The organism is Sphingobium sp. BS19 (genome assembly GCF_027925545.1).
GTDB lineage: Bacteria > Pseudomonadota > Alphaproteobacteria > Sphingomonadales > Sphingomonadaceae > Sphingobium.
Map to the genome: position 1 here is coordinate 26,668 of NZ_BSEF01000027.1, position 20,528 is coordinate 47,195.

Sequence of the window (20,528 nt, forward strand, 5' to 3'; positions counted from 1 at the left end):
TGAGCATGTCTGCACCAGTCCGCATGTGGCCCTAAAGTGGCACGGTTGCAGGATTATATGCGAACAGGCCCATGCTCTCGGCATTCTGGCCCGGGCCCGCCTTTCCGGTCTTGCGGCCCTGTAAATCTCTGCCACGATCGCGCGATGCAAGCTGAACGGTCGTCGTGCGCTGCTTGCGCGCGCCTTCGTAAAGCGCAAAAGCCTCCCCCACGGTGGACGCCTGATCGACAGCCCGGGCGAGCACGATACCGTCCTCGATCGCCAGACACGCGCCCTGGCCCAGGAACGGCGTCATCGGATGGGCAGCGTCGCCCAGCATCGTGATGCGCCCCTGTGTCCAGGCGGACAGAGGCTCGCGGTCGCGTAGCGCCCATTTGAAGATCGCATCCTCGGGCAGCGCGCCGAGCAGCGCGAGCACAGCGGGGTGAAAATCCTGATAGAGTCGAACAAATTCATCCCGCGTAGCGGGAATGATCCAGCCCTCTTCCTGCCAATCGGGTTCGTGCGCGATGCCGATTACGTTCATCAGTTTCCTGTTACGCAGCGGATAGAACAGCAGCATCCGGCCCGGTCCCACAAAATAGCTGTAGGGCGCGTTGAGCAGCGCTTTGGGCACGCGATCGAAGTCAAGCACCGCGCGATAGGCGACCTGTTCGGTATATTTGACGGGCTCGCTGCCAAAGGTCGATGTCCGCACTAGCGATGCATTGCCGTCGCACCCGATCAGGGCGTCGGCTTCATAGCGCAAGCCGTTGGCGAAGGTGGCGGTCACGCGCCCTCCCTCCTGGGTCGCGCCGACGAAGCGGTGGCCCAGATGGAGTGTGTAATTGCCTCCAGCCGCCGCTGCATCGGCAAGGGCCGAATGCAGATCGGCGCGGTGGCATTGATGGAAGCCTGCGCCAAAACGGGTCCGGAACTCTTCCGAAGAAGGCCCACGAAGCAGAATTTCACCTGTAGCATAATCTTGTGAATGATAGCACTCAGCTGGACCAGCCTCGGCCGCTACCCGGTCTGCGATACCTAAATAATCGAAGGAATGCATCGCCTGTGGCGTAATGATGACGCCGGCGCCGATCTCCTTCAGTTCCGGCGCCTGTTCAAACACGGTAACGCGAGCGCCCGCGCGCTGCAGCGCCGCCGCCGCCGTCAACCCGCCTATTCCTGCGCCCACTACCAGAAAATGTGCATCCTTCATACCGTAATCCTAACCCGTTTCAGGTCCTGTTCGCTGACCTGTTCTTCATTCAATCGCAATCGCTCAGCCCACATCCAAATCGGCTTACGCGCCACACGACACAAAACTTCACATAATCGCATTAAACCGGCAGATGGCTCGTTCGGCGTGCAATTTTTTCGCCTTGCTCGCAAATTTCGGCCCCTCACTTGTGCGAACAGGCGGTATGCCGGTTTCCCCTTTGGATTCCGATCCATGCTTGCTCATGGAATTGTCGAATTTCCCCATGCACACTCCCTCATGGCAAATTGCTTTCTGCGCTAAGCTTGGTGACGAATTGAGTTGATTACATGCCCTATATATGAAATGTATTCCATAATCCAGACGATAAATTTGAAAGGAAAATGATGCTTCAGCCCACGTTCGAGGACACCCGGGTGATTGTGGAAAAGGTGAGTGGGCTGCTCGGCAACATCGGCGCGCGCGTCGCGCAGACGGAAAATCTTCGCAAGATTCCACAAGAAAGCATCGATGAACTGGCTAATGCCGGCTTGTTCAGATTGTATCAGCCTTCGCGCTTTGGCGGTTTGGAACTGCCTTACGGCCCGTTGCAACTAGAGATCTCGACATTGCTGGGAAGCGTCTGTGCCTCGACCGCCTGGGTGCAGGGCGGTATTGCCGTGCACGCCTGGATGCTGGGAACGTTTCCCGCCGCGGCGCAGGAAGCGGTGTGGGGAAACAATCCCGATGCTCGCATTGCAACTGCGTTTTCCTATGCTGACTGCTCGTGCACGGCCACTGATGGCGGCTACCTGCTTTCCGGGACATGGCAATTCTCAAGCGGCATCGACGCGAGCGACTGGGTCATCGTGCGCGCGCCATGCAAACGTGAAGATGGCAGCATTGATATGCGGATTTTTGCTTGCCCGACAGGCGAAGTCGAAATTGTGGATGTCTGGCAGGCGGTAGGGATGCGCGGCACCGGCAGTAATGACGTCAAGATCGGGTCCTTGTTCGTGCCCGCCGAGCACTCGATCAGCCTTGCGAGTCTGCGGGGTGAGCGAACGGCGGATCATCCCGGGGCACTCTACTCCCTGCCATTTGCAACATTGTTTCCATTTGCCGTGGCCGCACCTGCGATTGGCATTGCCAGAGGCGCATTGGCCTATTTCGCCCAGGATGCGAAAAATAGCGCAGCCAAGCAGCAGCAACTGACGCGGCAACTGATTTATGCCCAATCGTCGGCAGAAGTGGATGCGGCCGAAAGTCTGCTACTATTAAGCGCCGAAGTCGCTGCGGCACTTGTCCGAAACGATGCTTTGGCAAGTCGTGACGACAAGGCTTTGAGCAAGCGCAATACGGCCTATGCCCCCGAACTGTGCCGTCGGGCGATCGACCGGTTGACGCGTATGCTTGGCGCTCACGGGGTTAACGATGACCACCCAATCCAGCGCGCCAATCGTGACATGATCACCATCAGCAGCCATTTCGGACTTAACTGGGACAATTCCGCTGAAATCTTCGGCAGGCAGTTGTTCGGTTTGGAACCCACAGATCCGATGATCTGACGTAATAGCAGGGTCCGCACCGTGTTTTCGACCCTGTGCTTTTTGAGAAGGAGAAGATGCAGTGCCTGAAACGGTAATGGTCACGGGAGGCGGACTGGGCATCGGGCGCGCTGTCGCGCTTGAGTTCGCTGCAAAAGGTTCGAATGTCGCAATCGTCGATTTGAATGCGGCCGATGCAAGCGAAACCGCCGAGCTGGTGCGAAACGCCGGCGCGAATGCATTGGTTCTAAGCTTAAATGTGACCGACGAAGATGCAGTTTCAAGAGCCGTTGACGAAATCGTGGATCGGTTTGGTGGCCTGGACTGTGCATTCAACGGCGCAGGCATGCGCCAGAACGGCGAGTCGCTGGCCGACCTCAGTTTGAAGACCTGGCGAGCTATCATGGATGTGAACGTGACCGGCGTGTTTCTTTGTCTCAAGGCGCAGATGCGTGCGATGCGCGAGCATGGTGGAGCCATTGTCAATGCCTCCTCAATGCTAGGCGTGGTCGGAAGCGTAAACACTGCCGCTTATACGTCGAGCAAGCACGCGGTGATCGGCCTGACCCGGGTTGCCGCCATCGAGGGCGCGCCCAAGCGCATTCGGGTTAACGCGGTGGCTCCAGGTTTTACCGCTACACCGATGACTTCAAATATGCTTCCTGGCGGACATGCGGAGCTTGAACGACTAAAGGGGCCGGAAATTCCTTTGGGGCGGCTGGCCGCACCCGAGGAGATCGCCAATGTGATCGCATGGCTGTTGTCGTCCCAGTCGAGTTATGTAACGGGGCATACGCTCGTTGCAGATGCCGGCTTTACGGCAAAATAGCCAAGTTGACGCATATTCCTGGTTGGTTTAGGCATTTCTATGCACGCTGCAAAAGCAGATTGTGCCGGAGTTGGTGCCGCGTAGGCCATGGGGGGGGCGGAAAATAGTCGATTCGAGAGGCGAAGACCCGGAAGCCGAGCAGAATAGCCCTGCCAATATCAACAAAGCCGCCATGCGCGTATTGCTGGTGCTTTCTGCTCTCGCGGAACGAAATAGCCCTTCTGAGATCAAAACACTGTGTACCCAACTCGGTATGAGCCGGAATATGGTTTTCCGCGCGCTGACTACGTTGGTCGAGCAGGGCTATGTCGTTCGCGACCGGGTAGGCAACAAATATGATATCGGCTATGGCGTGCTCAATCTGCGTGGACACGAGAATCCAGAACCGGACATCCGTTCGATCTGTCACCGCTTTCTTCAAGAGTTACACATCCTGACGTCCGAAAGCGTCTTTTTGTCCATCTTCGCGGGGTATAATCGCTTCAACATCGACGGTATCGAGGCAAAGGGACCTCGTGTAACGCATGTGCAGCGCGGTCGACCGCTGCCGTTGCATATCACTATCACCGGGCGCACCATGCTGGCGGCACTCACCGACGCTGAAATCCAGGACTATATCGATGCTGTTACGTTCAGCGACTTTCCCGAGGCAATTGCCGCCACTCCCGAAATTCTGTGGGACGAAATCAAGCGCATTCGAGAAGAGGGTTTCGGTTTCTCCCGGGGCGAGACCTTGCCAGGTCTAAAGTTGTCCAATTTCGCGGCCTTTGTGGTCCATGACGCATTGGGACGGCCTCACGCATCGCTAACCGTGGGCGGTCCAGCCTCACGCTTTACCTTGGAACGGATGAACAATCTGCTACCGGAAATGAAGCTTATTATCCAGCGTGCGAATCTCGCTCTCCGGCAGTTCCCTGCCCACATTGCATTCTGGCGTGGTGACCGCCCCCATGACTAGCAAAATCAATACCTCTTCGCAGCACATTTTCGACATTCTCAAAATGTTGAGTGAAGCGTCTCGGCCGCTGGGCGTAAAGGATGTAAGTCAAGAACTTGGGTTGCCGCCAAGCACAACCCATCGCGGGCTAACTACACTTTTGAGCGTGGGCTATGCTGCACGCTACCAGTCTTCGGCGACATATATGATCGGCGATATTGCCCAGCGTGTACGCCACGCCTTTTACATGCGCCAGAAGATCAGAGACCTTAGCCTTCCCTACTTGCAGCAACTGGCCTTCATGACGGGCGAGACTGTCACGTTGAACATAAGATTGGGATGGTATGCTGTCCGGATTCAGACGATTCCTGGGACAAATGAAATCATCAGTTTTCCTGAACTGGGCGAGGTGCAATTTCTGGATCAAAGCGCCAGCGCGCGCGTCATCCTTGCGCACATGCCCGAGAGCGACGTCCGGCATTTCCTGCGTTGGCGGGGCAAAAATGAGACCTCGTCAAGCGGATTGCGATTGATCCGTAATTTGCGAGAGATAGCCGAAAAAGGCTATGATACGGACGCGCGAGGGTATGCAGAAGGTCCGGTCGCCCTGGCGTTCCCGGTTTGCTATGGCGGCAAGGGCATCGCCTCGGTCACCATTGAGGGAGCAATATTCAGCGGCGACAACATGAAGCCCGGTGAACTGCGTAGATTTCAAGACACAGTAGCTAGGATCGATAGCGTCGCCGCGAAGGAGTCCGTCGAGGACATATTGCCATTCGACCATCTAGATCCCGATACGATTGCGCTTACCGTGACAGAATGAGAGGTGGCCGGATTGTTCTGCGCAGGGATTGGCAACGAATAACCTCCCCGTATTTTACCGGGCACCACAGACGCTCGACAACGACATTGTCGCACCATGCGACCCTGCCGTCCATGCTGATGGCAATCCCTTCGCGCAGCAGTATGTTGGTGAAGGCCAACGCACCCTTGTCGCCGTCGCGGCGGCAGGAGCAAAACCTGCCGTTCCGCGCCGAACGACAACCGCCAAATGGCGCAGCTTCGATGCCACAATCTACAAGGACCGCAATCTGATCGAACGCTGCTTCAGCAAGATCAACCACTTCCGGCGCATCGCAACACGGTACGACAAACTCGCCAGAAACTTTGCTGGCTTCCTCAGCCTCGTCGCCGCACCCAAATGCGTCGTTGAGTGTAAGCACCATCCAGGGAACGCGCTCGAAAAGTGGCTTGACCCGTTCTGGTTGTCTGTATATTGGAATATTCTTCAAAATCCAATCAACAAACAGGTGGAAGACTCGCTGCAGGCTGGCTTGCCTGAAGTGTTCCTTGAGGGAGGCCAGAATGAAACTCGGCATGTTCATGATGCCATTCCATTCTCTCGATCGTAGCTATCGAGAGATGTATGATATGGATACGCAGGCTGCGATCCATGCCGATGCATGCGGTTTCGAGGAGCTTTGGGTCGGCGAGCATTACACCGCAAAGGTGGAACCGATTTCGAACACACTGCAATTCATGTCTTCCCTCATTCCTGTAACGAAGAACATGAAGCTGTGTCCGGGTGTTTTGAACCTGCCCCAGCACAACCCCGTACGCGTCGCTGCCGATGTGGCCATGTTCGACAACATGTCGGGTGGCCGCTTTATCATGGGCATCGGCCCCGGTGGGCTGGGTTCCGATCTGGAAATTTTCGATACAATGCCCAAGGATCGGAACGCGATGATGATCGAATGCGCCGAAATGGTGCAACAGATCTGGCAATCCAACCAGGCGCCGTTCCATTTGAAAGGCGAATACTGGAATCACGACCTGCAGAAGGCCGTCCACCCAGATCTGGGTATCGGCATTATTCCGAAACCGTTGCAGGATCCCTTCCCTGCCTTTTGCATTTCGGCGATGAGCCCACATTCCGGTACAGCCGCGCTGGCCGGCACCAAGGGGTGGAATCTGATTTCCGCAAACTTCAATGCGCCATGGGTCATCCGTTCGCATTGGGATGTTCACAGCAAGGCCATCGAAGCCGAAGGTCGCACAGCGGATCCCTCGACCTGGCGTGTGTGCAGGTCGATCCTTGTTACGGATACAATGGAACAGGCGAACGCCTTTCTGGCGGATCGCAATAACTCCATCAGCCACTATTATGATTACATGGTGACATTGTTGCGTAGGACAGGTCGCGGGCGCATTCAGGCCCTTCTCCCCACAGAGAGTTCCGAAGAAGACGATGTGTCGTTGCAGACCTGCCTCGATTCCATGGTGATCGTCGGCACGCCAGACGTGGTCGCTGAAAAAATCTCGGCGTTCCGCGACGAAGTTGGCCCGTTCGGTACGCTGCTGATGGCGTTTCATGAATGGGATGACGAAGCCTTGTGGCGCCGTTCGTATGAACTGTTGGCAGAGAAAGTCTTACCTGCCGTCAATGCGTAACCGCACGCGAATCCGCTTAAGGTGAACCACTGAAAATGCAATGCGTCATTAGGGCGGGCTCATGCCCGGCCTTCAATAGCAAGGAACGTAGTGGCACAATGACCGCCGGGCAGCCGGATGGTCGATAGAGGAACGGAAACTCTTCGGAAATGAACGAAAATCCTGAAATCGGGCAATCTGTCCAGGCTGCGGGCCTCGCCACCAATTTCCTTGAACAGGGGAAGGGTCAGCCGGTACTGATGATTCATGGCTCCGGTCCTGGTGTGACCGGCTATGCAAATTGGCGATTGACCATGCCTGCCCTTGCCGAAAATCACCGGGTGATTGCTCCTGACATCCCCGGTTTTGGCTATACCGAGCGTCCTGCCGACGGCAAATATGGCCTCGATTTCTGGACCCACCACATGGTTTCTTTCCTCGATGCGCTGGGGATCGAAAAAACGCATTTGGTGGGAAATTCGTTTGGCGGCGCGCTCAGTCTTGCATTGGCGGCACGGCACCCCGACCGGGTGGACAAACTCGTACTGATGGGGGCAGTAGGGACGAATTTCGACCTCACCTGGGGACTCGATCAGGTGTGGGGATACACACCTTCCATGGAAAATATGCGTCGTCTTATCGGCATATTTGCCTATAACAGCGCCTTGGTAACCGACGATCTGGTAAATTCCCGATATCAGGCAAGTATGCGGCCAGGCTTCCAGGAAAGCTACGCCCGGCTTTTCCCTGAACCCAGACAGAAGCAAATTTCCGGATTGGCAACTTCAGAAGCTGATATCGCAAAAATCCCCCATCCCACACTGATCGTACACGGGCGGGACGACAAGGTCATCCCCTTGTCGAATAGCGTAAAACTCAATCATCTCATCAGGCAATCGGAGCTGCACATCTTTGGCGAGTGCGGTCATTGGACTCAGATCGAAAAAAAGGATCGTTTCAATCGCTTGATCGGAGACTTCCTGGCCTCTTGATTTTCCAATCTTCGCAAGGGACGGTCGGCGAACCAGACCATCCCCTGTCGACAGTCGCGCCAACCGATCCCATGCATGGATTGAAGTTTTGCGATGGCCCGCACTTGGGCATTCCGGATTGCGAGATTATTACTTACTAGTGCCCTTGGAATGCGCCGAAGAACGCCGAATTCAGCCACTGGGTGCCCGCTTTTGCCATGTCACCAAATTGAATAAGACATCGAAGAGGATATGTTCAATGCGTGATGCACCCAACAACGCCCCCTATCAAAGTATCTGGACCCATTTGCATGGTCTGGATTTTGAGCAACGCTACATCAAGGCTGGGGCTGTGCGTACCCGTTATGCCCACGCTGGGCGCCGCAGCGCCCCCGCCGTCATCATGTTGCATGGTACCGGCGGGCATTGGGAATCCTTTTGCGCCAACCTTGCAGCTCACGCCGAGCACTACGATTGTTACGCACTCGACTTTGTAGGTTCAGGACATTCCGACAAACCGGCACATCCCTACGAGATTGCGACTTATGTTGAACATGTGCTCAATTTCATGAGCGCGCTCAACCTGGAAAAGGCCTCGATCATCGGCGTGTCTTTAGGGTCCTGGGTTGCTGCGGCTATAGCCATCGCAGCTCCGGAAAGGGTTGAGAAACTGGTATTGCTGTCGGCAGCCGGCTATTTCTCCACCGCCGCAAACCGCGCCCAAATAAAAAAGGATCGCGGGGGTAGCGCGGCCGATCCCAGTTGGGAACGGATCAAGGGAATTTTTTCGCGCCTGCTGGCACGCGAAGAGGCACGGATCGACGATTTGATAGGCTTGAGGCAGGCGCTGTACAGCATGCCAGGGGCAGCCGAAGCTATGCAGAACGTGCTCGTGCTGCAAAATCCGGATATCCGCCAGAAGAACCTGATCCAGGATGACGGCTGGCGAGCGATTGTCGCGCCGGCGCTCGTTGTCGGGTCGCTGGCGGATTCTGACGAATATCTCGACACGGCACGAATTGTCTCGAAACTCATTCCAGACGCTTCATATGTTGAAATGGAGGGTGTCGGCCACTGGCCGCAATTCGAGGACCCCGAAACGTTCAACCGACTGTCGGTTGCTTTTCTTAAAGGCGGATAGCAACTGCCGCTTTGTAGGCTATGCGGCTGCGCGAAAATCGCGCAGCCGGTCTATCCGGGACCGCCGCAGCACAAATGGTGAGTGGTCTTTAGCGGCAGACGATGCCCATATCGACCATCATGCTATCGCCCGATACGAAGGAAGCTTCCTTTGAGCAAAGCCAGACTGCGGCAGCAGCAACCTCGGCCGGGTTAGCCATGCGCCCGGTGGTGGTGGTGCTCATGATCCATTCTTTCAGCTCTGGATCGCCGTCTGTAAGCTGGGCTTGCATCGGCGTGTCCGTATGCCCGGGGCAAATTGCGTTTATGCGGATATTGCTGCGTGCAAATTCCATAGCGGCCGATTTGGTGAGCCCCAGAACCCCGTGCTTGGCGGCCGAATAGGCTTCGAAGCGCGGACACCCCACGATGCCCGCACCCGATGAGGTGTTGACGATCGCGCCGCCGCCAGCGCCCATCATATGCGCAATCTCATGTTTCATGCACAGGTACACCGATGTCAGCGAGATCGTGATGACCCGGTTCCATTCGGCCAGCGTCGATTGTTCGAAAGGCACCATCCTGCCGCCATAGGCCGCGTTGTTGAACGCACAGTGCAGGCCGCCCAGTTCGGAGACCACCGTGTCCACCAGATGCTTGACCGCCGGTTCGTCGGTCACATCGGTTTCGACGAACAGAGCGCGCCCGCCCGCATCGTTGATCGCCGCCGCGGCCGCTTGTCCGCCCGCCGCATCGATATCGGCGATCCCGACTGCGGCGCCGCGGCCCGCGAAGATCTTCGTCGCTGCCAGGCCGATGCCGCTCGCACCGCCTGTAACCAGCACCACCTTGCCTGCAAAATCATCCGAACCACCAGCCATATCCGCATCCTCTTTGCTCAAAATAAAATCTTGTCGAAGGTACAACCTTCCGCCGCGACAGCGGCATGCCGGGCGCCGAACGACCGGGCCTAGCGCGCCGACCAGCCGCCATCGACGGCGATCGACTGGCCCGTCACCATCTGCGTCGCATCGGATGCCAGCCACAGGATCGCCTCGGCCTGCTCGCTCGCCTTGATCGTGCGCTTGATTGCGTGCCCCTCGATCATCCGGTCGGCCATCGCCTTGGCCGCCTCTGCGCCCACCGCGTTTTCCAGCCCTTTGGTGATCGTCACGCCCGGGGCGATGCAGTTCACGCGCACCCCCCGCTCCGCATAGGCGAGCGCCGCAAAGCGCGTGAGATGGATCACGCCGGCCTTCGCCGCGCTATAGGCCGGGCCGCCTTCGGGAACATAAAGCATGCCGACGAGCGAGGCGACGTTCACGATCGAACCGCCTCCATGTTCGATCATGTAGGCGATCTCGTGCTTAAGGGCGAGAAAGGTGCTGCGAAGCGACAGTGCCAGCGTCCCGTCCCAGCTTTCAACGCTCTTGGTGTGCAGTTCCCCCCCTGACGAGTCCATCACCGCACCGCCAACGACATTCGCCGCGACATCGAGTGCGCCGAACAGTTCGGTCGTTCGTCGCACCAGCTGCTCGACATCCTGCTCCTGCGCGCCGTCGGCCCGCATGAAATGCGCTTCCGTCCCCGCGGCCCGCAAACGCTCCGTCACCCGCTCGCCGCCGGCCACATCGATATCGGACAGCATCAACCGCGCGCCTTCTTTGGCGAACGCTTCGGCAGTCGCCTCGCCAATGCCCGACGCCGCCGCCGTCACCAATGCGGTCTTGCCGCTGAATCTTCCGCTCACTCCCGATCTCCTTGTTCAGATGGTTCGGCACCGTGCGGCCGGCCTTGCACCCGCCGCACGGTCCGAAAATGCTTAGAAACTATACCTCACGCCGGCCCCGAAGGTGCGCGGATTGCCTTGATTTTCGCTGGTGATGCCAATCGCATTGTAAACATCGAAGGCGTAGGTGAAATATTCCTTGTCCGTCAGGTTGCGTGCCCAGAGATAGGCCTCGAGACCGTTGTTGAGGGTCAGCGCGATGCGTCCGTTCAACAGGCCGTAGCTGTCGATCGTGGCCAGCCGGTTGGCGGTCGCCACATCCGCCGCCACCGCAGGCGGCGATCCGGGCGTGGCCGTCGATGCGAAGATCACCTTCTTGTCGGTCCACGAATAGTCGAGGTGGAACGAGGCGACGCCGAAGTCGAGTTGCCAATCCTGCGTCGCGCCCAGGCTGAGGGCCCATTTGGGCGCCTGCGGTACCGGCTCCCCGCTGCGATCGACCAGCAGAGGCGCCGCGCCGGTGCCCCGGTTTTCCACGAAACTTCCCGCTTCATACGACGTATCCAGATAGGCACCGCCGCCGGTCAGCTTCATGCCTTCCCACGGCGCCGCCGTGAGTTCGAGTTCGACACCCTTCGAATTCACGTTGCCGGCATTTTGTAGATATTGACTCGGATTATTATTGATCGGGGCAACAATCACGCGTTGGGCACCCTTGGTTTTGGATGCGAAGGCAGCGACATTGGCGCGTAGACGCCTGTCGAACAGATCGACCTTGGCGCCAACCTCGATGTCGGTAACTTCTTCCGGCTGGAACGAGCGCCGATCGAAAGGCGCCGCACGTGTATTCAGCCCACCTGCCCGCGAAGCTCTGCTAGATTTGATATAGAGGAATGCGTTGGGCGCCGCCCTGTAATCCAGGCTGATCGTCCACGCCGGATAGCTGAAATTTTCGCTCAGCGGCTGGGCGCAGCCGTCCGGTGTCAGCGGGATGGTATCGGTGCAGCTGGTGGGATCGGCCAGCACCGTTCGATTGCGGCGAACCAGACTGCGCTTGTCCCAAGTGTGGCGATAGCCCGCCGTGGCGTTCAACCGGTCCGTGAAGGCATAATTGGCCTGGATGAAGGCCCCCTTGGAGATCGACTTGAAAGCCGAGTTGTCCCTTGATGGAGGGTTGCCGACGGCGCCGAACACTTCGAAGATCGATTGGTCGATCCCGCTTTCTTCGAAGTAATAAAGCCCGCCGATCAGATTCAGCCTGTCGAAGCTTTTGCTGATCTGAAGTTCCTGGCTGTACTGATCCTGCTTGAACTGGTTTGCCGTCGCAAGCAGCCGGAGCGGCGTTCCGTCGAAATCGAAACTGTTGTAGGCGTTGTTTTTACGCCATGCGCTGATCGATTTCACGCCCCAGGAGCCGAAATCGAGATCGAGCGTCGCAGCCACGCCCGATTGCCGCCCCCGATCCCTCGGCACATCGATCTCTGCAATGCCCGTGCCGGGCATGGCGTAGGTCTGGTCGAAATTCACGCCCTTGCGGTAGATGTAATCTGCCGGGTCGAAACCGTTCATCAGGAAGATATCGCTCACAGTCGGCCCCGTTGGCCCCAGCGGCTGCAGCGCCGTGTTGATGCCCGCCACCGCCACCGCCTGGCCATGATCGTCATATCCCGAAGTGTCCGCCGAAATGGTCAGCGTAAGCGGGATCGTGTCCGGTGCCCATTTCACCGTCATGCGGGCGGCCCACGCGCCGTCCAGATCCTGCATCGCCCTGCCGGTCACGGGATTGTCGAAATAGCCGTCGTGGGTTCCGTAATGGGCCGCGATGCGCATCGCCAGCTGATCGCCCTGCAGCGGAACCGTGACCGCGCCTTCGATCTTTCTCGATGCGAAATTCCCGATTTCACCCAGAATATAGCCGCCGAATTCGCCGGTCGGCTGCGTGGTGGCGATCGTCACCGCGCCGCCGGTGGTATTCCGGCCGAACAGGGTACCCTGCGGCCCGCGCAGAACTTCGATCTGCGCTGCATCGAGAAAGCCGAGATTGCCCGATGTCGGGCGGGCGTAATAGACCCCGTCGACATAGGTGGCGACCGCCGGATCCGACGCAGAATTGGCTTCGCTGGCGACCTGCCCGCGAATGGACACATAGACCAGGCCCGACCCGCCCGAACCACCCGTCGCCATCGAAATGCTGGGCGCGATTTTCTGCAGGTCGGACACCGATGCGATCTGATTCCTGGCGATCGCTTCCGCAGTAACGGCAGTGATGGCGACCGGGCTGGTTTGCAACCGCTCCGATTGCTTCCGCGCGGTGACGACAATGTCTCCAAGTTGGCTGCTACTCTGGCTGGCGGGGGATGCCTTTGTCAGTTCGCCCGCCGATCCGACCTGAGCATATGTTGATGTCGGCATCATCGGTAGCAGCAGGGCGGCGGTCGATGCTCGCAACAGGCATTTTTTCGCCGAGCGATCATTAAGAATTCGAATACGAAATTGCTTCGTTGACATGGTTCTCTCCCCTAAGATTATAATTTTCAATCTGTTTCAGCGCATCTTCACTGATGCTTCTTTGCTGCATCATTCATCTCGCGATAGCTGCGATCCAGAGAATGGACTGGCATTATGAACATGCCGAGTTTGATTCTGGCCTCCCTCAACGAATACTTCAGGCATGCCAGCCTGGAGCATGGCTTGCATTCGGTTGCCTGATTATATTTTGAACGGTATTCCAATATACAGACAGCCAGAGCGGGTCAAGCCACTTTTCGAATGCCTCCCCTTACGCTTAGTCGGCTGCCGGCCGTCATATCGCCGGGATGGGATCAGCATCCTGATGCTTGTCCGCAAGCTCAGTGAAACGGGTCAACCCGATTGGCGCGGAAACGCACAGCGCAGCGCAGCCGATCAGCGGCAAATAAATGGGCAAATAACTGCCATAGGCATCGAAGACAGCGCCAGCCAACGGGCCCCCGATCGCGCCGGCGACCAGTTGTGTTGTATGGATATAGCTGGTCAACGAGCCCAGCCGACGGCCGCCAAACGCTTCGACCTGCAGCATTGGCACTAACACTGGGACCGACGCCGCACCAAAGCCGAACAGCGAGGTCGAAACCACCGTGGCAAAGAACGGGAGGCCCATTGAGAGGCCTAAAAGCCCAAGAGCCAGCAGGGTCAGCCCAGCGGCCAGCATCAAACGGGCACCAAACCGGTCGGCGAGCGCCCCGAACAGCGGTTTACCCAATATGGCGCAGATCAGCATCGCCGAAAAACTTGTGGCTGCACCTTCCAGCGAAAAGCCGCGATCGGTCAGCAGCGCAATCAAGTGAAACGATACCGCTGTCGAGATGACGCCATAGGCAGCGAAAATCAGCGCAAGCAGCCAGAACGCACGTCCCTTGAGCGCCTCACGGAGGCTGAGGCCCGGTAAGGTGGTGGCAAGATCCGGGCGACCGCCTGATTGGTTCGGCGATAGGATTTTATCGAGCGGGGCTGCTTGCACGAACAGAACCACAAGCGGAACCACAACCAAGAAGCTAATAGCGGCGAGTATCCCATAACCCCATCGCCAGTTCAGATATTCGAGACAATAGGTGACCAGATAGTTGACCCCCAGAGGCCCCGCCGCGACGCCGACTACGCCCACCGAGAAAGCGAAAGCGCGCTTTTTTTCCACGAACCAATTGTTGGCGATGATCGTCAGCGGGATCAGCCCCGCAAACGAGGCACCCGATCCCAAAAACACATAAGCAACCAGGACCATCCAATAGTGATCGGCCTGGGCAGCAATAAGATAGCCTAATCCGGTTTGGAGCAGACCCGCCAGCACCACCAACTTGAGATCAATCCGATCGAGCAGCCATCCCGTAAAAAGCGCCGCGCCGGCCGAAGCGAACAGCCCAACGGTAGCGATTGCGGTGATCTGCGCGCGTCCGCCACCGAAATATTCGAGCAACGGTTTCAGGAAAATGCCGAAGCCGGCGATCCCACCGATGGTGATGCTGACGCTGAGGAGCATCGTCAAAATGACCGCCCATGATCGCATTCTGCATACGCGGTGCTCCGACGCTGTGCGTTCTGGCTCTATTGTGGTCACGATCGGGTCAGCCTGCTTCCTGGAGACGGGACACAAAAAGTGCCTCGACCTCAGATAGATCTTCGTCGCGCCCAATCGGCGGCTCGCCGCGCTGATGCGCCCGAACCGCGTCGAGCAAGGTGGCCCGCCCCTCGACCACGGCGCGATCGATCGGAGTCAGCATCTCGCGGGTTCGGTCGAGCCGGCCCTGACTCTCGATCACGCAGACATCCTCCGCCAGGATCGTCATCCGGTCCATGCCGACAATCCCGGCGAAGCTTTCACCGCGTTCCATCGCAGCGCGATCCTGTCCCCATAGATTGTCAGGTCCACGCTCACCCATGCCGTGCAGGAAATCGTCAAGATCGGGCAGCGAGCGCATCGTCTCACCAATGCCTCCGGTCCGCAGTGGAGCGAAACGATTATAGAAAATCAGCCACAACAGGGTGTGATCGTCGTCGATCGGCACGCTGATCTGCAGCACGCGATCATCCTTTACGCCTGGGGTCGACGTGTGGAACTGGATGAACGGGGCGACGAAGTGGAAATTGGTTTCCTTCGCAGCATCGCTATTGGTGTATGTGAAGCCATAGGACGTGCGGGAGGCCCGCATCGTGGGATAGTCAAATTCCAAGTCGCCTGACTTACGACCGGAGGCGGAAAAATAGTCCTTTGCCCGCGCCGACGAACGGTTGGTCTTGTTGTGCAGGATTTGGGAATGGAACACGTCCCACAATGTTTCAAGCGGATGAAGCCAGTTGCAGTTGAGCACCGCCGTGGTCGCCAGGACGTGATCGTCGGGTAGCCCGGTGAAAGCGAGGCTGGGAAACTGCGGCGGTTCACCCTTTCCCAACCAGGTCCAGATCATTCCCTGGCTTTCCCGCACAGGATGGGATCTGGTCTTGATATGGCCAACCTCGACCGAAGCGGGATAGGTTGGGGCATCCACAAGCATGCCGGCGGCATTGACTTGCCAGCCATGATAGATGCAGCGCAGCCCGCATTCCTCGTTGCGCGCTAATGCCATCGAAGCACCGCGGTGCGGACACGCCTCGTCCATCACACCAACCGCACCGCCCGGTGACCGGAACACCACCAAGGGTTCCCCAAGGATCGTCCAGCGCAGTGGTGGTGCTCCGGCTACTACCCGGCCCGACCGCATAATCGGGACCCAGTACTCGCGCATGAACGCCCCCATCGGCGTGGCAGGTCCGACCTCGGTCAGCATCTTGTTTTCACTTTCGGTCAGCACATTAGCCTCCTGTCTTGAGCGATCCGTCACCAGTTGGCGGAATCGGGATTTTAGCGCATTGCTCCGAATGGCACCCGCACCTCGACGCTCATCATGCGCGGCGGCCCAACCTGGACCGCGAAACTGCCAACATTGTTGAGTGCGTTGAGCGCGTTGTGAAAATAGTATTTATTCGCAACATTCTTGGCGACAAAGGCAACATCTGCGGACCCACCAAGGAAATTCTTCCAGTCCAACCGAAAATCGATCAAGCCGTAACCAGGAAGTCGTCCGGCGTGGTTGTAGCAACTGACATAGACTGCGGCAGGATTTGGATCGCCCGGAACCTGGCATCGGGCAGTATTGATGTCGTTCGTGGTGTAAAATCCCGAACGATAATTGTAGCTTGACGTGAGGGAGAGAGAACCAAACCGTTCCTCAATAGGAATCTGGAGGTTGGCAGAGAGGTTAATTGTGTTCTTGGATATCAGGATGAACTGGGAATCGGAGACATCGACCACGTAGTTCACGCCGTTGGTAGGCTCGCGATAGAGATCACTGAACTTATCGTATTTGGGATCGGTGTAAGCATAACCCGCAGTCAGCGTCAGGATGTCCACCGGCTTCCAGACCACTTCGGCTTCGACGCCCCAAATGTGCGCCTTAGCCGCGTTGATTGTCGTGTTGGTATTGCCGGCAAGCGTAATCGCGTTGACCGTCCGCTGAACGTCTCGATAGTCGGTATAATAACCGGCGAGATTGAACCGCAACGGGGTCTGCCCCAATTTGAAATCGTTTTTCGTGCCCACTTCATAAGTGATATTGCTTTCGGGCTGAAACGCCTGAAGCTGCAGTACATTTGTCGCACTCCCGCTGAAACCACCTGACCGATAGCCGCGGGCAACCGAGGCGTAGATGAGCGAAGACGGGGCGGGATGGTAACTGATACCCACATCCCAGGTTGGTTCGGTGAACGCGATCGACACAGGAAGATTGCACGCGCTGCCATTGCCCACTCCAGCCGCAGGCTGGAGTGGGCAGGCGTACATCGGATTGGCGCTGACCCCCGGCGTTGTCTGACGACGGCTGTGATAGGTCACAGCTCGTTTGTCGTGCGTAATCCGCGCGCCCGCAGTGAAGGTCAGGTTTTCGGCCAGATCGATGCCGACATGGGCGAAGGCAGAATAGGAAGTGTTTTTGATATCAATATCGGAAATTGAGAAAGTCGGAGCCACAGCATACTGGGTGGTTAGTTCGTTGCCTTTCTCACGGAAATAGAACAGGCCAGTAACAAAGTTGAACCCATCACCTTTCCCCTGAAGCTGCAATTCCTCTGAAAACTGGCGAATGTTCTGCTCGGTCGCTGCCTGGACTCCCAGGAAAGGCGCTGGAATGGTTTCAAAAGTTTGCGATCCATCGACCACGCGGTAGCCGATAATATTTTTCAAGGCGAGGTTACCTAAACCGCTCGATCCCAGTTCAATCTCCGTATTGTTCTGGATCCCATAAGCCGACTGGTTCTGGTCCTGCTGTGTCAGGAACACCGACGGCACGCCTCCGATAAGTATATTGGCCGTCTGCTGATTGAACGAAGTCAAGAATTCGTATCGGCCAAGCGCATTTGTCGCGGCCAGCGCGGCGGGCAGTTGCGCATAAACCCCGGCGACCTGCGGTGATGATGGCGCGGGCGCGATCTTCGCCAGTCGTGCTCCTTCTCCATTGCCTGTGGCATTGAAATAGGTCCCGATGAAGGTGGAGGTTAAGCCGCCCGACCTTATGCGCAACTGGGCCCGAAGGTTGTCATTGTTGAGATCATTGGCCTCAGCTCCGCTGAATGCATCGTGGAGATAGCCGGCTCGTTCCTCATGGGAACCGACCACACGTAATGCAACTTGCTCGCTGAGCGGCACATTGAGCACAACCTCACCACGCACCTGAGCGTAATTTCCGCCACCAAATTTCAGGTAACCTTCGAAATCGTCGGTCGGCGCGGTGGGTGTAATGAGGATTGCGCCAGCGGTCGCATTTCGACCAAACAGCGTCCCTTGTGGTCCTTTAAGCACCTGAACCGAACTGATATCTACGAGTCCAGCGTTCACGCCCATCGCCCGCGCCCAGGGAAGTTCTGCGAAGTAAATACCGACCGAAGGATCAGTGGTGGCGCTCGGTTCACGGTTGATCTGGCCGCGAATGGCGAAAATCGGGGCGCTGGCACCGCGAGATGAACCCGGAGCAGTAAACACGCCGGGAACCGCGCTGCCAATCTCCGCAAGGTTTGCCACTCCGCGCGCGACCAGTGTATTACCGCTCACCGCGGATATGGAAACCGGCACGTCCTGGAGTTTCTCCTCGACCCGCCGTGCAGTCACCACGATGTCACCGATCGAGCCCAGAGTTGCCGCATCGCGGTGGCGCTGCCCTCGGGAACGGTTTGAGCGGTCGCAGAAAAGGCGACAGCAAGACTCAGAACTGCGCTGGTTGTCCATAAGCTGGAACGCCTTGTGCGATGAGCGATGCGTCCAACGGCGGACACGGTGCCTGATCGGTAAGATTGTTTCATCAATATCCCCTCCATCCCCAAGATCGAGCCGCTGTCTCGTCGTTCCGCTTCTCGGCGGAATGGCGAACTTGGCCAAATGAGTTAGGAATCCAATGGCTTGCTCACATGTCGCAAACCATCAGCCGACACATTTTGTATCGGTCCCACTCCCCGGGCCGCTGGGTGTCTTCCCCGCGTGCCTAGGGAAATCGGTCTGCCGGAAAGGAAGCACTACGGGAATACTGGAGTCTTGCGACGGCTCCGTCCGGCCGCAGATGTCTCTAAGTGATTGTAGCGGCCGAGGGGTGCAGCAGGATACCGTCATCGCCCAGTGTCAATCTAGCCTGCGGATAGGCCGCAAGCGCCATTGCCAAGGGTAAACGCGCCGACGATTTCCAGTGGCCCAGCCGACGGTAGGACGAGCCAAACCAGGCCCAAGTATGTTCCCACGGGACTAGCGCGGGGGCGTGGATTGCTGGTAGAGTGCTTGCCAGCCAGACGTAGAAGTCGAGAGCAAGTCCATTTCGGCTAAGCGCCAGCACCGCTGAACGCCTTAACGGAATCGTTAACGCGCCGAATCGATTGCGGAATTCACCGCGAACACGATCCCACACTGGATCGCCAGGTCTGACCTCTAATGGCCATTCCAGGACATGTTCGACGCCTCCCCGCGAGCATCCGGGCGGAGTGATCAGCCGTAAATCCACTGCGGCGACGTGTGCCAGCAATTGCCGGAGATCGGCATAGGTCCGACCTCCCGACGAACATTTCGTTAGCGAATGCGACCATTTGTACATGCTTACCAGATCCGAGCGAATCCGGTCCTCGCCGCGAAGCGCTTCGCTAATCAGATGGATATAAAGCACCCTGGCACGCGGGCCGGCTGGCAGTTTGGTTTCAGGGTTTGCGGCCCTTTGCTGCCATTGGCAAATCGTACCGTCAAAAGCTGTGCGCTCGATCCACGGCGCGTCTACGGCCCGGTGGGGCAAGGTCGTGACGAATGGCAGCGCGTGAACCAGATCGGACCCGGAGGCCCTTGTCTGCATCGCTCCGACGATTTCGACCTGTTTGCGCTCAATCGCGGAACGCGCCGCAAGTCTCGCGCGTGCCAAGCCTTCGCACGCGATCAGCCGGTGCAGAGAGGCGCAATCAACGTCCAATGAAGCGAGCCGACTATTTGTTGTAATAAAAGCGATATAGTGCCCTTCCCGTATCGCGCACGGCGAGGCCAGAGCGGGTCTGGTCCATTTATGAGACAGCCCCAGTCAGCACGGACGGCCCGCGCATTCTGCTTTTTGGCAGCATTTAGCTATAGATCGCACATTAAGTTAAGTAAATGGTGAGGTTGATTTTAGTACGCAAAAACAGTCTAGTTGACGCCTTGCTCCGCTGGAGTGTGCAACGGTCAAGAGCTCGCTGAGGTGTTGTCGATCTGTCAGAATTCCGCCGCCACCCCTCATAACGCCGAAATTTGCATGTCAAGGTGCTGAGCTGCTTGCGAGATAGGCGGCTTCAATCCCTGCCGAACCGACTTCGCCGTGAGCGGACGGACCTGAGAAGCCTCATAGGTCTCACGAGATAAGCATGTTCAGATACTAAGATCGGGACTGATTGATTGAGCCAGAAGATAACGGTGGCGGCGATGCAGATGGCGGACATGAAGGTATGGGCGCATCTGTTTTAGCGGGTGTGGATACGCCGCCAGTCCTTGAGGCTGCCGAACATGTTTTCAATTTTGTGGCGCTGACGGTAGAGCACGGTGTCGTGCGGGATCGGCACCTTTCGGTTTCCTTCGAGGATCAAGAAACTGGAAGCCGATGGACTAGGGGCGGATGCCATTGGTATGATCCATATCGGGAATTGCGGAGATGGTTGCGGCATTCTGCGGGGCTGAATGCGTCGAGCGATGAGCCGATGCGGCGCCACGTTGTCTCATGGGTTCGCTCAGCG

17 protein-coding genes and 3 pseudogenes are annotated in these 20,528 nt (G+C 57.6%); 9 read left to right on the forward strand and 11 right to left on the reverse strand.

Going from position 1 to position 20,528, the window contains the following annotated elements; genetic code table 11:
* Positions 1-31: 31 nt before the first annotated feature.
* Both QMG56_RS20675 and QMG56_RS20680 read right to left on the reverse strand, forming a co-directional pair.
* On the reverse strand, positions 32-1,195 hold the full coding sequence (locus QMG56_RS20675; protein WP_281824562.1) for an FAD-dependent monooxygenase: 1,164 nt from the start codon (positions 1,193-1,195) through the stop codon (positions 32-34).
* A 108-nt stretch (positions 1,196-1,303) separates the two neighbouring features.
* Positions 1,304-1,462, reverse strand: a complete 159-nt coding sequence (locus QMG56_RS20680) for a hypothetical protein (protein WP_281824564.1) — start codon at positions 1,460-1,462, stop codon at positions 1,304-1,306.
* A 116-nt stretch (positions 1,463-1,578) separates the two neighbouring features.
* Between QMG56_RS20680 and QMG56_RS20685 the strand changes: the two genes are divergently transcribed.
* The 4 genes from QMG56_RS20685 (at position 1,579) to QMG56_RS20700 (ending at position 5,310) form a co-directional block, all read left to right on the forward strand.
* Positions 1,579-2,742, forward strand: coding sequence for an acyl-CoA dehydrogenase family protein (locus tag QMG56_RS20685; RefSeq protein ID WP_281824566.1), 1,164 nt, complete (start codon positions 1,579-1,581; stop codon positions 2,740-2,742).
* A gap of 61 nt (positions 2,743-2,803) precedes the next feature.
* On the forward strand, positions 2,804-3,550 hold the full coding sequence (locus QMG56_RS20690; RefSeq protein WP_281824568.1) for an SDR family NAD(P)-dependent oxidoreductase: 747 nt from the start codon (positions 2,804-2,806) through the stop codon (positions 3,548-3,550).
* 73 nt (positions 3,551-3,623) lie between these two features.
* Entirely contained in the window at positions 3,624-4,508 is an 885-nt protein-coding gene (locus QMG56_RS20695; RefSeq protein ID WP_375713742.1) for an IclR family transcriptional regulator, read from the forward strand.
* Positions 4,501-5,310 (forward strand): IclR family transcriptional regulator, encoded by an 810-nt coding sequence (locus QMG56_RS20700; RefSeq protein WP_281824572.1) that lies wholly within the window; start codon positions 4,501-4,503, stop codon positions 5,308-5,310. Before QMG56_RS20695 ends, QMG56_RS20700 begins: the two co-directional genes overlap by 8 nt.
* A gap of 40 nt (positions 5,311-5,350) precedes the next feature.
* Here the strand turns inward: QMG56_RS20700 and QMG56_RS20705 are convergent.
* Positions 5,351-5,467: pseudogene (locus tag QMG56_RS20705) on the reverse strand (IS3 family transposase); the annotation flags it as partial.
* A 57-nt stretch (positions 5,468-5,524) separates the two neighbouring features.
* Here QMG56_RS20705 and QMG56_RS23565 point away from each other — a divergent pair.
* The 4 genes and pseudogenes from QMG56_RS23565 to QMG56_RS20725 all read left to right on the forward strand — a co-directional run.
* Positions 5,525-5,899, forward strand: a pseudogene (locus tag QMG56_RS23565) (hypothetical protein); the annotation flags it as partial.
* Positions 5,853-6,938 (forward strand): LLM class flavin-dependent oxidoreductase, encoded by a 1,086-nt coding sequence (locus QMG56_RS20715; RefSeq protein WP_281824574.1) that lies wholly within the window; start codon positions 5,853-5,855, stop codon positions 6,936-6,938. The pseudogene QMG56_RS23565 and the gene QMG56_RS20715, both read left to right, overlap by 47 nt.
* Positions 6,939-7,087: 149 nt before the next feature.
* Positions 7,088-7,909 carry an alpha/beta fold hydrolase gene (locus QMG56_RS20720; protein ID WP_281824576.1) on the forward strand — a complete coding sequence of 274 codons (822 nt, stop codon included), beginning with the start codon at positions 7,088-7,090 and terminating at the stop codon, positions 7,907-7,909.
* A 238-nt stretch (positions 7,910-8,147) separates the two neighbouring features.
* The gene (locus tag QMG56_RS20725) at positions 8,148-9,029 is read left to right on the forward strand and encodes an alpha/beta fold hydrolase (RefSeq protein ID WP_281824578.1); all 882 of its coding nucleotides are present in this window, start codon (positions 8,148-8,150) and stop codon (positions 9,027-9,029) included.
* Between the two features lie 88 nt (positions 9,030-9,117).
* On the opposite strand, the gene QMG56_RS20730 is transcribed toward QMG56_RS20725, so the two are convergent.
* The 7 genes from QMG56_RS20730 to QMG56_RS23380 form a co-directional block, all read right to left on the reverse strand.
* On the reverse strand, positions 9,118-9,909 hold the full coding sequence (locus tag QMG56_RS20730; RefSeq protein ID WP_281824579.1) for an SDR family oxidoreductase: 792 nt from the start codon (positions 9,907-9,909) through the stop codon (positions 9,118-9,120).
* Positions 9,910-9,977: 68 nt separating this feature from the next.
* Positions 9,978-10,757, reverse strand: a complete 780-nt coding sequence (locus QMG56_RS20735) for an SDR family NAD(P)-dependent oxidoreductase (protein ID WP_281824581.1) — start codon at positions 10,755-10,757, stop codon at positions 9,978-9,980.
* 72 nt (positions 10,758-10,829) lie between these two features.
* Entirely contained in the window at positions 10,830-13,244 is a 2,415-nt protein-coding gene (locus QMG56_RS20740; RefSeq protein ID WP_281824583.1) for a TonB-dependent receptor, read from the reverse strand.
* Positions 13,245-13,539: 295 nt separating this feature from the next.
* Positions 13,540-14,751, reverse strand: a complete 1,212-nt coding sequence (locus QMG56_RS20745; protein ID WP_281824592.1) for an MFS transporter — start codon at positions 14,749-14,751, stop codon at positions 13,540-13,542.
* An 85-nt stretch (positions 14,752-14,836) separates the two neighbouring features.
* Complete coding sequence (locus QMG56_RS20750; RefSeq protein ID WP_281824584.1) at positions 14,837-16,060, reverse strand: Rieske 2Fe-2S domain-containing protein; 1,224 nt, start codon at positions 16,058-16,060, stop codon at positions 14,837-14,839.
* Between the two features lie 50 nt (positions 16,061-16,110).
* Complete coding sequence (locus tag QMG56_RS20755; RefSeq protein ID WP_281824586.1) at positions 16,111-18,675, reverse strand: TonB-dependent receptor; 2,565 nt, start codon at positions 18,673-18,675, stop codon at positions 16,111-16,113.
* A 184-nt stretch (positions 18,676-18,859) separates the two neighbouring features.
* Positions 18,860-19,120, reverse strand: coding sequence for a hypothetical protein (locus QMG56_RS23380; protein ID WP_309298594.1), 261 nt, complete (start codon positions 19,118-19,120; stop codon positions 18,860-18,862).
* Positions 19,121-19,501: 381 nt separating this feature from the next.
* Between QMG56_RS23380 and QMG56_RS20765 the strand changes: the two genes are divergently transcribed.
* Positions 19,502-19,741, forward strand: a complete 240-nt coding sequence (locus QMG56_RS20765) for a hypothetical protein (protein WP_281824595.1) — start codon at positions 19,502-19,504, stop codon at positions 19,739-19,741.
* A 454-nt stretch (positions 19,742-20,195) separates the two neighbouring features.
* Here the strand turns inward: QMG56_RS20765 and QMG56_RS20770 are convergent.
* Positions 20,196-20,363 (reverse strand): annotated as a pseudogene (locus QMG56_RS20770) (transposase); the annotation flags it as partial.
* Positions 20,364-20,528: the final 165 nt, after the last annotated feature.

Excerpts from the sequence above, each read along its gene's own strand:
- QMG56_RS20675 (WP_281824562.1), bottom strand. The coding sequence starts at position 1,195 with ATGAAGGATGCACATTTTCTGGTAGTGGGCGCAGGAATAGGCGGGTTG.
- QMG56_RS20680 (WP_281824564.1), bottom strand. The coding sequence starts at position 1,462 with ATGGGGAAATTCGACAATTCCATGAGCAAGCATGGATCGGAATCCAAA.
- QMG56_RS20685 (WP_281824566.1), top strand. The coding sequence starts at position 1,579 with ATGATGCTTCAGCCCACGTTCGAGGACACCCGGGTGATTGTGGAAAAG.
- QMG56_RS20700 (WP_281824572.1), top strand. The coding sequence starts at position 4,501 with ATGACTAGCAAAATCAATACCTCTTCGCAGCACATTTTCGACATTCTC.
- QMG56_RS20715 (WP_281824574.1), top strand. The coding sequence starts at position 5,853 with ATGAAACTCGGCATGTTCATGATGCCATTCCATTCTCTCGATCGTAGC.
- QMG56_RS20720 (WP_281824576.1), top strand. The coding sequence starts at position 7,088 with ATGAACGAAAATCCTGAAATCGGGCAATCTGTCCAGGCTGCGGGCCTC.
- QMG56_RS20725 (WP_281824578.1), top strand. The coding sequence starts at position 8,148 with ATGCGTGATGCACCCAACAACGCCCCCTATCAAAGTATCTGGACCCAT.
- QMG56_RS20740 (WP_281824583.1), bottom strand. The coding sequence starts at position 13,244 with ATGTCAACGAAGCAATTTCGTATTCGAATTCTTAATGATCGCTCGGCG.
- QMG56_RS20745 (WP_281824592.1), bottom strand. The coding sequence starts at position 14,751 with ATGCTCCTCAGCGTCAGCATCACCATCGGTGGGATCGCCGGCTTCGGC.